Origin of the sequence: Caulobacter sp. BK020, assembly GCF_004342605.1 — a bacterium.
Classification (GTDB): domain Bacteria; phylum Pseudomonadota; class Alphaproteobacteria; order Caulobacterales; family Caulobacteraceae; genus Caulobacter.
In genome coordinates, this window is sequence record NZ_SLZL01000006.1 from 104794 (window position 1) to 116447 (window position 11654).

At 69.2% G+C, this 11654-nt stretch carries 10 protein-coding genes; 3 read left to right on the forward strand and 7 right to left on the reverse strand.

The features are described from left to right. Positions 1–32 precede the first annotated feature (32 nt). From EV278_RS09330 to EV278_RS23960, 3 genes are read left to right on the forward strand one after another with little or no spacing between them, the layout of a single operon-like run. The gene (locus EV278_RS09330; protein WP_132089823.1) at positions 33–1268 is read left to right on the forward strand and encodes a glycosyltransferase family 4 protein; all 1236 of its coding nucleotides are present in this window, start codon (positions 33–35) and stop codon (positions 1266–1268) included. A 53-nt stretch (positions 1269–1321) separates the two neighbouring features. Further along, the gene (locus tag EV278_RS23955; RefSeq protein WP_165916583.1) at positions 1322–2674 is read left to right on the forward strand and encodes a hypothetical protein; all 1353 of its coding nucleotides are present in this window, start codon (positions 1322–1324) and stop codon (positions 2672–2674) included. Beyond that, the gene (locus EV278_RS23960) at positions 2671–3915 is read left to right on the forward strand and encodes an oligosaccharide flippase family protein (protein ID WP_165916584.1); all 1245 of its coding nucleotides are present in this window, start codon (positions 2671–2673) and stop codon (positions 3913–3915) included. Before EV278_RS23955 ends, EV278_RS23960 begins: the two co-directional genes overlap by 4 nt. Here EV278_RS23960 and EV278_RS09340 read toward each other — a convergent pair. From EV278_RS09340 to EV278_RS09370, 7 genes are all read right to left on the reverse strand, one after another. Then, a complete protein-coding gene (locus EV278_RS09340; protein WP_132089826.1) occupies positions 3912–5111 on the reverse strand; it encodes a glycosyltransferase family 4 protein in 1200 nt (399 codons plus the stop codon). The genes EV278_RS23960 and EV278_RS09340 overlap by 4 nt on opposite strands. 18 nt (positions 5112–5129) lie before the next feature. After that, on the reverse strand, positions 5130–6242 hold the full coding sequence (gene wecB / locus EV278_RS09345) for a UDP-N-acetylglucosamine 2-epimerase (non-hydrolyzing) (RefSeq protein WP_243692137.1): 1113 nt from the start codon (positions 6240–6242) through the stop codon (positions 5130–5132). Between the two features lie 20 nt (positions 6243–6262). Continuing rightward, entirely contained in the window at positions 6263–7381 is a 1119-nt protein-coding gene (locus tag EV278_RS09350; protein ID WP_132089832.1) for an NAD-dependent epimerase/dehydratase family protein, read from the reverse strand. Continuing rightward, positions 7368–8408 carry a polysaccharide biosynthesis protein gene (locus EV278_RS09355; protein WP_132089835.1) on the reverse strand — a complete coding sequence of 347 codons (1041 nt, stop codon included), beginning with the start codon at positions 8406–8408 and terminating at the stop codon, positions 7368–7370. The genes EV278_RS09350 and EV278_RS09355 overlap by 14 nt, the downstream gene beginning before the upstream one ends. 96 nt (positions 8409–8504) lie before the next feature. Then, positions 8505–9611, reverse strand: coding sequence for a glycosyltransferase family 4 protein (locus EV278_RS09360; protein ID WP_132089838.1), 1107 nt, complete (start codon positions 9609–9611; stop codon positions 8505–8507). Beyond that, entirely contained in the window at positions 9608–10723 is a 1116-nt protein-coding gene (locus EV278_RS09365; RefSeq protein WP_132089841.1) for a glycosyltransferase family 4 protein, read from the reverse strand. The genes EV278_RS09360 and EV278_RS09365 overlap by 4 nt, the downstream gene beginning before the upstream one ends. Positions 10724–10725: 2 nt before the next feature. Beyond that, the gene (locus EV278_RS09370; RefSeq protein WP_165916585.1) at positions 10726–11598 is read right to left on the reverse strand and encodes a hypothetical protein; all 873 of its coding nucleotides are present in this window, start codon (positions 11596–11598) and stop codon (positions 10726–10728) included. Between the last annotated feature and the right edge of the window lie 56 nt (positions 11599–11654).

Consider the following 11654-nt stretch of genomic DNA (forward strand, 5'->3'; position numbering starts at 1 on the left):
GGTTCAAAGACCCGCTCGCTAGAGACGTTTGAATGCGTGTCCTTTATCTGACGCAGTGGTTCGAACCCGAGCCCAACATCCTCAAAGGGCTGGCTTTCGTCCGCGCGCTTGAGGCCGCCGGACACCAGGTGACGGTGGTCACCGGCTTTCCGAACTATCCGACCGGGCGACTCTATCCAGGCTATCGGATGGCCTGGATGCGGCGCGAGATGATCGAGGGCGTGGAGGTGGTGCGCCTGCCGCTCTATCCCAGCCACGACGCCTCCAGCCTGCGCCGGTCGCTGAACTTCCTGTCGTTTTTCCTGGCGGCCCTGGCCTATGGATTGCTGCGCCGACGGCGCTACGACCTGGCCTATGTCTATCATCCGCCGATCACGGTGGGCCTGGCCGCGGCCCTGGCGGGATGGGTCCGCCGCCTGCCCTTCGTGCTGGATGTCCAGGACCTGTGGCCCGACACGGTCGCAGCGACGGGCCTGGCGGGAACGGAACGGCTGATCGGCGTCCTTGGCCGCCTCTGCGACTTCGTCTATCGCCGAGCCGCCGCCGTGGTCGCGCAGTCCGAGGGTATGCGCGAGGCTCTGATCGCGCGCGGCGCGCCGGCCGCCAAGCTGACGACCATCCACAACTGGGCCGACCTGTCACCCGTTTCACAACATGACAAACAGCGCCTCACCGCGCCGAGGAAGACGGCCTTCACCCTAGTCTATGGCGGCAATCTGGGTCGGGCCCAGGGGCTGGAGACGCTGATCGACGCCGCCGCCCTGGTGCAGGCGCGCCGCTCCGACATCGAGATCGTGCTGTATGGCGACGGCGTCGAGGCCGAGGCCTTGAAGACCCGCGCCGCATGCGTACGCGTCGTGCGCTTCGCCCCTCGCGTCTCCCAGCGAGCGATCATCGATATCTTCGCCGGCGCCGACGCCCTGCTGATCTCGCTGGCCGATGATCCGCTGTTCCGGATCACCATTCCGTCAAAGACCCAGTTCTGCCTGGCCATGGGCCGGCCGATCGTCGCCGCCGTCGCCGGCGAGGCGGCGACGATCCTGGCCCGATCCGGCGCCGGCGTGGTCGCGCCGCCCGGCGACGCGCCGGCCCTCGCGACCGCCATCGAGACCCTGGCCGACACACCGCGCGAACGCCGCGAGGCGATGGGCCGGGCCGGCCAAGCCTATTATCGTGAGCATCTGGCGTTCGAGCGCGGGATCGATCGAACCCTTCGGCTGCTGGACGGTACATACGCCCAGGATCGACCAGCGCCCCGGACCCCGTGACCGACGTCATCATTCCCCTTCCATCACGACCCGGCGGGCTTCGCGCTATTCCGGTGGTGACGCCGAAGGGCGCGGTCCCGCGCCTGCCGCTGGCGCTGGTGCTGGGCTATCTGGCCGCGACCTTCGCGCTGTTCCTGGTGTGGCCGGTCAGTTGGCCGATCTATCATTTTGGCGACTGGATTCGGCTGATCGCCTATGTGGCCTTGTGCCTGTCGGTCGTGGGTGTCGGCGCCACCGCCGGCTCGGCGGGCGACACGCGGGTGACCGCGCCCCTGTCGACGCTGACCGGGCTGCTGGTCGCCGGCGCCATCGTCGCCGCCCTGCTGCTGATCCCGACCAGCTACGCCTATACGGGCCGGCCGCCCTGGGAAGCGCTGGACTCGCTGCGCGATCAGGGCGGCGCCTATCGTCGTCTGCAGACCCAGCTTCTGGCCACCACCGGCCAGCGCAACGCCATCGTCGCCCTGCGCGCCTTCACCGCGCCGCTGACCTATCTGGTGCTGCCGCTGGGGGTGACGCGCTGGACCACCATCGGCTGGACCGGCCGGGCGGCCGTGGTCGTCACCGTGCTGTGCTCGATCGTCTTTTCGATCATGCGCGGCACCGACAAGGAGATCGCCGACCTGTTCGTGGTCGGGGTCGCGGCGGCCTTCGTCTCGTACGGCCGCAGCCGCGCCCTGGGCCACCAAGGCTTTCAACTTGTCCGTCGCTACTGGTCGTGGGCCCTGGTGGCGCTGGTCTTTCTGTCTTTCGCGCAGGGCCTGTTCATCGAACGCAAGGACCAGCGACTGGGCGGCTACGTCAACCGCTCGGTGGTTTGCGCCAACAACAGCGGCATCTGCGCGGACCTGCAGAGCCCCTGGATCGTTTGGCTGCCCCTGCCACAGCGCTTCGGGACGACCCTGTTCATCCTGTCGACCTGCTCGGGCTACTACGGGCTGGAGCTGGCCCTGGAGAAGCCGTTCGACCCCGCCTTCGGCGCCGGCCACTCGCCGGCGGCGCTGTCGGTCTACGAGGCGGTGACCGGCGATCCGTCGCTGCACCAGCGCACCTACACCTACCGCAACGGCGCAGATCGCTGGTCGGAGGAGTATTACTGGTCGACGCTGATGACCTGGCTGGCCAACGACGTCGGCTTTCCCGGCGCGGTCGTGGTTCTGGGCCTGATCGCCTGGCTTTGGGGCTTGTGGTGGCGCGAGGCGGCCGCGGGCATGAGCGACCCGGCGGCGGTGCTCTTCTGCCTCGCCACGACGATGATGGTCTATCTGCCCGCCAACAACCAGGTGCTCGCCGGCTACGACGGCTATGTGATCTTCGCCGTCTGGATCGGCGTGTGGCTGTGGCATCGCCGCGCGCGCGCCCTGTCGGCCGCCGTGGACACGGTCCGGGGACACCTCTCCGCGTGACCCGCCTGGCTTCCGTCCTGGCCTTCTTCGGCCTGAAGGTCGCGGTCGGTCTGCTGCTGCTGAAGCTGTCGGCGCGGTTCCTCCCCGTGGCGGGCTTCACGCAGTTCGCGCAGTTCCTGGCCTTCGCCGCCCTGTTGAACCTGCTGGCCGTCGGCGGCGCCCAGAGCGGCCTGATCCGGGAAGCGGCGGCAGCCGATGGAGCCGAGGACCTGGCCGCGACGCGCGGCGCGGCCTTCCTCATTTGGGGCGCCATGCTAGCGATGCTGCTGCCGGTGATCGGTCTGGCCAGCGGCGCGATCTCCCACGTGCTGACAGGAAGTTGGAGCCATTGGCCGGCGGTTCTGGCGATCGCGGTCCTGACCCTGCCCGGCGGCGCCGGCCAGATCTGGTGCGGCCTGCTCTCGGGTCGAGGCAAGGTGGTCGCCAGTCTTTCGGCCCAGGCCCTGGGCCTGGCGACGGGCCTGGCGGCGGCGGCGTGGTTCCTCGTCAGCGGGCGGCCGATCGTGGCGACTCTGGCCTTCACCAGTGGCGGACTGGTCACTACCGCCGCGGCCGCGATGCTGATCGCGCCGCTGAAGATCCCCGCTGCGCCCTTCCACGCCGCGCTCGTGCGGGTGCGGCCACTGGTGCGCTATTCGGCGGCCATGGCGGCGACCACGGGGTTTTCCTCGCTGGTGCTGTTTGGCCTGCGCGCCCATTATCGCGAGGGTTTCGGTCACACCGAACTCGGTTACTGGATGGCCGCCAACCGCGTCTCCGACATGACGACCCAGCTTCTGGGCCTGTTCATGATCCAATCGTTCGTGCCGCGCCTGGCCCGCCAGGATGATGCGACGACCGCGCGACGCCTGGCCCTGCGCTTCTGGGCCGCCGGCGTGGCGGGCATGGCCGGAGCCGCGATCGTGTTCGCCCTGGGTTCGCATCTGCTGGTGCGCCTCTTCCTCTCGGAGGCCTATCTGCCCGCCATACCCGTCATCCAGACCTACATGATCGGCGACTGCTTCCGGGTCTGGGCCTCGGTCGCGATGTACAGCGCCTTCGCGCGGGGACAGCCGGGGCGGTACGCGGCGATCGAGATCGGCGCGCTAGGGCTGATGGCGGCGATCACCGTGACCCTGGCCGCGCTCGGCGAAGGCCGCGCGCCACAGTTCGGCTATGTCGCGGCCTATGCGATCGTTGCGGCCCTGGTCAGCCTGAACGCGCTGCGCCAGGCCCGTTCGTCGCGCCAGGTTCCAGCCTAGGCCGCAGCCTCCAGCACGGCCTCGACCGCGCGGCGGACATGGAAGAATTCCTCAAGGCAGCGCGGCGCCGCGGTCCGGATGGCCGCGCGCCAAGCCGGGTCGGTCGCCAGCCGCGCCGCCGCCTCGCCAAACCGCGCCGGCTGGCCGAACGGAATCCCGACCCCGACACCGTAGCGCTCCAGCTCCGCGACGAAATCATTGCCCGGCTCGATGGCGACCGTCACCGGCAGGCCGGCCCGCAGATAGTCGATCGTCTTGCTGGGAATACTGTAGGAGGTCACGCCCGGCACGGTGGCGACCAGGCCCACATCGCAGGCGGTCAGAAGGGCCAGATAGTCGTCACGCGGCAGTCCTGGCCGCCAAGCGACATTCGCGGCCCGCGCCGCCTCCGCACGCACGATCGGGGCCAGACGGCCGTCGCCCACGAACAGGAACAGGAGTTGGTCCGCCCTCTTTTCGCGGCGAGCCGCTTCCAGGATCTGCTCGAGGCCGCGCCCCTCGACCATCTGACCGCCGAACACGGCGATCGGTCGGTCGGTCGGCAGGCCATGGCGAACCCGCATCGCCGCGCGGTCGACGACGGGAACCAGCGCGACGTCCGACCAGATCGGCGTGACCAGGACCCGCTGATCCGGCTTCACCGTCCAGTTGCGGCGCAGATAGTCGGCATTGCCCGGCAGGGTGCAGACCACGGCGGTGAAATCGCCCAGCAAGCGCTGCTCCCAGGCGCGGGCGACCTGGAACGGCAGGCCGCCGGGCATGCGGCCGATCTCGCGATGATGGTCGGGAAAAAAGTCCCAGATGAACAGGACACGTCGAGGGATCCCGGCCTGCCGCGCCTGCGCCAGCACCGGCGCGATGGCCACGGCCGGGGCCCAGGTGATCAGAGCGTCGAAGCTGCCGAGATCAAAGGATCGCCGCGCCACGCGGCCGGCGCGCAGCCCGCTGAGCAGGAACTTGCTGGCGCCGCGCACCACGCCGCCCAGGCCGTCCAGCGCCAGGGCCGGACACCGCACGACCCGAACGCCCGTGGCGCTTGTCAGCACGTCGAGGCGCGCGTCCGCCGGAGCGGTCCAGTCCAGATGCAGCACCTCCACCGTGTGCCCGGCGGCGACCAGGGCGTCGGACAGCTCGGTCGTCATGTACGAGCGGCCGGGCTCCGTCGGGTACTGCATGCAAACCATCAGAAAGCGCATGGCGATCTTCTCTTCGCGCTAGGCTTCCCGCCAGACGGTGCGCCGGACATAGTCCACATAGCTAAGGATCACGCGGACCACCTTGTCTGAAACGTTAGGCGCGGCGTAGTCGGCCGGCAGGCGGATCGTCCGCGCCTCACCTCGGCCCTGACTTTCCAGGATCGCCAGGCCTTGCAGGACGCGTTCGGGATCGAGGCCCGCCATCATCACCGCCCCCTCCTCCATCGCCTCGGGCCGCTCGTGAGCCTCGCGGATGTTCAGGGCCGGGAAGTTGAGGATCGAGGCTTCCTCGCTGATCGTGCCGCTATCGGACAGGACCGCCCGGGCGTTCATCTGCAGGGCGTTATAGTCCAGGAAACCGAACGGCTTCATCAACCGCACGCGAGAATCGAAGGTCAGGCCCAAGGCCTCGATACGCTTGCGGGTCCGGGGATGGGTGCTCACCACGACCGGCAGGTCATAGGCTTGCGCCACCGCGTCCAGCGTGGCGACCAGGCGGCCGATCTGCCGATCGGAGTCGACGTTCTCCTCGCGATGACAACTGACCAGGACGTAGCGCCTGGGTTCGAGGTCCAGACGGGTCACCACGTCCGAGCCCTCGATGCCGGCGCGATAGTGGTTCAGCACCTCGAACATCGGGCTGCCCGTCTTGACGATGCGGTCGGCCGGCACGCCCTCGGCCAGCAGGTAGTCACGGGCGATGGTCGAGTAGGGCATATTGATGTCGGCCGTGTGGTCGACGATCCGCCGGTTGGTCTCCTCGGGCACACGCTGGTCGAAGCAGCGGTTGCCGGCCTCCATGTGGAAGATCGGGATCCGCCGACGCTTGGCCGGGATCACGGCCAGGCAGCTGTTGGTGTCGCCCAACACCAGGAGCGCGTCGGGCTTTTCCTGCGCCATGACCTGGTCGGCGGCGATGATCACCTTACCGATGGTCTCGGCCGCCGTGTCGCCGACCGCCTTCAGGAAGCGGTCCGGCCTGCGAAGCTCCAACTCGTCGTAGAAGACGCCATTCAGTTCGTAGTCGTAGTTCTGGCCGGTATGGACAAGGACATGGTCGGTCCAGCGGTCGAGCGCGGCCGTGACCCGGGCCAGGCGGATGATCTCGGGACGCGTGCCCACGATGGTCATCACCTTTAGTCTTCGCGCGGTCATACCGCCGCCGCCACCGTGTCGGGTCGCGCGCGGTCGAACACTTCGCTAGCCCAGATCAGGGACACCATCATGTCGCGCCCGACATTGGTGACGTCATGCGCCCAGCCCGGGATGGTCTCGACCACCACCGGCGTCTCCGCTGAGGTCCGCACCTCGTGCACGTCGCCGGTCAGGATGTGACGGAAGCGGAACAGCGCCTCGCCGTGCACGATCAGGAACTTCTCGACCTTGCTATGGTGATAGTGGCCGCCGCGCGTCACGCCGGGATGGGCCGTGAAGTACGAGACCTGGCCGCTGGCGGGGGTCTTCAGGATCTCGATGAAGCTGCCCCGGGGGTCGGTGTGGGCGATCAGCGGATAGCTGAACGCCTCGGTCGGCAAGGCCGAAACGAACGTCGCGTACAGGGCGCGCGCCAGGCCCTCGCCGACCGCCTGGATCTCGCCCGCGCTGCGGCCGTCCGCGAAGGCGCCGATGATCTCGGCGACGTCCCCCACGGTCGTCTGCCGCACGTGCAGGGCCTCGAGGAAGCCCTCCGCCGGGGTCTCCTCCAGGATCTGGTCACGCCATTGGTCGACCAGGTCGTCGACATAGACCAGCGACAGCGGCGCGCTCGGATCGTCGATCCGGATCGGCAAGCCGCGCGCCAGGTTATGGCAGAAGGTGGCGATGCAGGAATTGTAATTGGGTCGCGCCCATTTGCCGAATACGTTGGGCAGGCGGTAGATCGCCGCGCGCGCCAAGTCACGCTGGGCCAGGTCCAGCACCCGTTGTTCCGCCGCGCGCTTGCTGGCGCCATAGGGGGTGTCGTCGTCGGCCCGCACCGACGAGGCGCAGATGATCAGGGGTTTGCGCCCGCCCTGCTCGATCACCTCGGCCATCCAGGCGGCGTAGGCGTTGGTCTGGTCGAACTCGGCCGGATCTTGCGGCCGGACGGCGCCAGCCAGGTGCACCACGACGTCGGCCTCGGCTAGCCGCAACGTCGCCTCGTCCCTGGGCGTCGCGCGCGACAGCGGCCAAACAACCAGACCGGTTTCGCGCAGGCCCACGATCAGGTTCCGTCCGATGAAGCCGCTGGCCCCGGTGACGGCCACCGTCGGCCGCTCAGAGATGATCATGAGCCTCGGCTCCTTCGACGAAGGCGCGGACATAGGGCAGGCTGAGCAGCAGCTCGGCCAGTTCCTCGACATCCAGCTGGCGCGTGTTGTGGGAATTGTAGTCGTCGATAGCGGAGACCTTTTTCTCCCCCTCGCTGACATAAGCGTTGTAGTTCAGATCCCGGTTGTCTGGGCTCACCCGGTAATAGCCGCCGCGGTCTTCGGCGAAGGCCATCTCCTCGCGGCTCAACAGGGTCTCGAACTGCTTCTCGCCGTGACGCGTGCCGATGACGCGGACCGGATGGTCGGGACGTCCCATCACCACCAGCACCGCGCGGGCCAGCATCTCGATGGTCACGGCCGGCGCCTTCTGCACGAAGAGATCGCCGTTGGCGCCATGCTCGAAGGCGTGCAGGCAAAGGTCCACCGCCTCGTCCAGGGTCATAACGAACCGGGTCATCTGCGGATCGGTGATGGTGATGGGCTGGCCGCGCCGGACCTGGTTCAGGAACAGCGGCACCACCGATCCGCGCGAGGCCAGGACATTGCCGTAGCGGGTGCCGGAGATCACCGTCTGGGCGTTGCGGGCGACGCGCGCCTTTGCGATCATCACCTTTTCCATCAGCGCCTTGGTCATGCCCATGGCGTTGACCGGATAGACCGCCTTGTCGCTGGACAGGCACACCACCCGCCGCACGCCGTTACGGATCGCCGCGTCCAGCACGTTGTTGGTGCCAGTGACGTTGGTGTTGACCGCCTCCATCGGGTGGAACTCGCAGGAGGGCACCTGCTTCAAGGCGGCGGCGTGGTAGATGTAGTCGACGCCGCGCGTGATGCTCTCCATGGCCCGGAAGTCGCGCACGTCGGCGATGTGATACTTGATGCGCGGGTCGTCGAAGCGTTGGCGCTGGTCTTCCTGCTTCTTCTCGTCCCGGCTGACGATCCGGATCTCACCCACCGGCAGCCTGAGGAAATGCCTCAGGACGGTCGAGCCGAAGGAGCCCGTTCCCCCCGTGATCATCAGCGTGGTGTCAGCGATGTCCTTCATGCGAGTGCGCTTGCGCCGCTTCTAACGGCCGACGAAGCGCGGCCTCGCAGCGTGGGTACCGGCGCCGTCGGCGACCGTTCATCCGGGCTTGAAGTTTCAGCGGGCGGCAACCTCTACATAGACCCTCCGCATCAGGGCGGCGGTCGCGTCGGCGTCCTCGGCGAGGGCCAGCGCCTGGGCGGCGCGCGCCAACCGCAGCCGTTCGGGCTCGTCGGCGGCGAGGCGCGAGATCGCCTCGGCCAGGGCTTCGGGATCGCCGATCGGCGTGGCGATCGCCGCCTCCGGCGCCCAGTCGGCGATGTGACCGACGCGGGTTCCCACCGTCGGCAGGCCGGCCACGGCAGCCTCCAGGACGACCAGGGGCCCCGCCTCGTGCCGGGAGCTGACCACCATCAGGTCCGCCGCCTCGACCACCGGACGGGTATCGGCATGCGGCAGGAAGCCGTGGAAGGTGACGAGATCGGCCAGGCCTAGCGCCGCGCAGCGCCGCTGGACCGCCCCGTCCAGGGTGTCCTGCCCGACGATGTCTAGGCGCCAATCGACGCCGCGATCGCGAGAGGCTCGCATCGCCCGAAGAAGCGTCTCCTGGTCCTTGACCCTATTCAGATTGGCCACATGCGCCAGTCGAAGCGGCGTCCCCGGCGTACGGGGACGGGGCGGCGCGGCGGGCCAGCGATCCAGGGCGACGCCGAACGGGATGCGAACGGTCTCGACGCCGAAGGCGCGCGCCTGCTGCGCCATCCAGTCGCTCTGCACGACCACGCGGCGCGCGCCGGCCAGAGCCAGGCGCGTCCAGAAACGGCCGCCCGGCGTCAACCGAGCGCCATAACCGATGTCGGCGAGCGCCGACAGATCGCCGCCCGGCAGCGTCAAGACCACCGGCGTTCCTGTCAGCCGGCCGAAGAGCGCGGCGACCGCCCCCGGCCCCGCCGCCCAGAAGGCATGGACGACGTCGAACGAGCCCCGCCTGTGCTCGGCCGCCAGATCGACGAGAGTGCGAAACCGGCGCGGCCGTCGACCGGCGTTGCGGACGCGCGCGCCCAGCAGCCTCCATTCGCCAGGTTCGGGCTCCTGGCCCAAGACGAAGACATGGACCTCATCCCCTGACGCGACCAACCTTTCGATCAACCACAGCAGGCACGGAATGACCCGCCGCTCCCCCGACCGGTCAACGCCGCCAGGCACGACAAGAGCCAGCTTCATCGCCGCGCCTCCGCCAGCACGCGGTAGATCTCGGCCAGCCGCCGGCCGACCTCCTGGAAGGACAGGGTGCGCTGAAAATGGTCGATCACCGCCCGGCGCTGGGACCCGCGCGGCCGGCTCGCCAGTGCGACCAGCGCACGGGCGAACGACTCGGCGTCGCCAACCGGCGCCAGGGCCCCGATCGCGCCACCGCCGGTCAAGGCTCGGAACGAGGGAATGTCGCTGACCACCGGCGCGGCCCCGCAGGCGATAGCCTCGATCAGGGCGTAGCCAGAGCCCTCAAACCGGCTGGTCGACAGAAAGATGTCGGCGGCCCGGCACAGCTGTTCGATCTCCTGACGCGGCCGGCGCCCCAGCAGCTGCACGCAACGGGACAACGCGGGCGAGGCCGCGATGCGGGCCCGGACCTCGTCCAGAAGCGGCGCCTCATGGAAGCAGCACCAGACCCGCAGATCTGGCAGCCGGGCGGCCGCCAGCTCGACCGCCTGGAGCATGGTCAGGGGGTCCTTCTTGGCCTGCAGGCGTCCGATCCACAGCACCACGGGGTCGCCACCGACGCCCATGATCGTTCGCGCCGCGTCCTGGTCGCCGGGGGCAAAACGGGTCGAGGACTCCGGCACGGCGAACACCGGCAGGTCGGTTGGCAGTCCGGCCCGGGCCAGGATCGGCCGAGCCTGGTCGACGTCGGTGAAGGCCAGGCCGGCGGCCTTGCCTAGCCCCCAGCGGGCCAGCCGCGGCAGGCGCGCGGCCGAGGTGGCGTGGTCCTGGACCAGGACAGGAACGTCCAGGCCGCACAGCACCCGCGTGTGCCAGGCGAAGTCCAGGCCGTTGACGTGGATGACGTCGGGCGTCGCGGCCCGCGCCGCCCGCGCCAGGCGCCAGGGATCCAGGCCGGTCGGCCGCCCTGGCAGGGCGGGCTCCGCCACGAAGCGATAAAGCACCCCATTCCGGCGAAGCGCCACATCGCGGTGGAACGACTGGATCACGGTCGTTTCGACGCCGACCCTGGCAGTCGCTTCGGCGACGTCGGCCAGGGTGGGCCAGACCTCCAATAGCGCTTCGGGTTCAGGCCGTCCGCGCGGGCGCACCAGACTGAACTGGACGACGCGCATCGTCAGGCCTCCGCCGCCAAGCGTTCGCGCAGGAAGTCGATGGCCGCGCCGGGATCGCGCGACAGGGTCAGACGCCAGCCGCCGCCCGCCGCCAGGACCCGGGCGGCCAGGGCCGACTCTTGAGGCATGAGGTCGAAGCCGGGCTCCAGCCGCGACAGACCAGCCGCCGTCGCCTCGGCGTCCAGCCGGGTCAGGGCCAGGATCTCGCCACGTTCCAGCAGCACCACGACGGCCCGCTCGGCGACGGGCGCGAACGCTTCCAGCGGCAAGGGCGCCACCGCCTTCAGCTTGCCGCCCCGCAAGCGCGTGCCTTGGGTGAACCTCGGCGCGTCCTTCGGAAACACATGCAGGGGCCTGCGGAAGCCCCAGACCTTCAGGCTGGGCCGCAGCTGGATGTACAGGGTGTCGTCGGACAGAATGGGAAGGCCACGCTGCATCGCCGCCAGGGCCAGGGTGCTCTTGCCCGAGCCGCTGGGTCCGGCCAGGGCCACGGCGGTGTCGCCCAGCATGATCCCCGCCGCGTGCAGCGGCGTCCGCTCCGATCGCGACAGCAGGAACAGTAGCAAGGTGTCGGTCACCCGCGCCGCCAGGGCGGCCGGATCCTCCAGCAGGCGCGGCGCGACCACCGCCCAGGCTTTGCCTGTGGCGGCCTCGGCCTCGCCCGCCCCGTCGTCGCCGCGCAGCGTCAGACGCGAACCCTTGACCTGGATATCCTCCGCACCCGCCTCGACCTCGCCCAGCGTGAGCTGGATCTCGATCCTGGCCGCGCCGCGCGTCTCGTCGCGCCAATCGGCATACGCTCGGCCGACAGTCTCCAACAGCACGGCCTCGCTCGACGTGAAGTCGACCGAAAGCCCCAGGAAGTTGAACCGCAAATTTTCGCTAAGTCTTTCCGACATCATTTCTCTAAATAGACCTAAATCTGAACAAA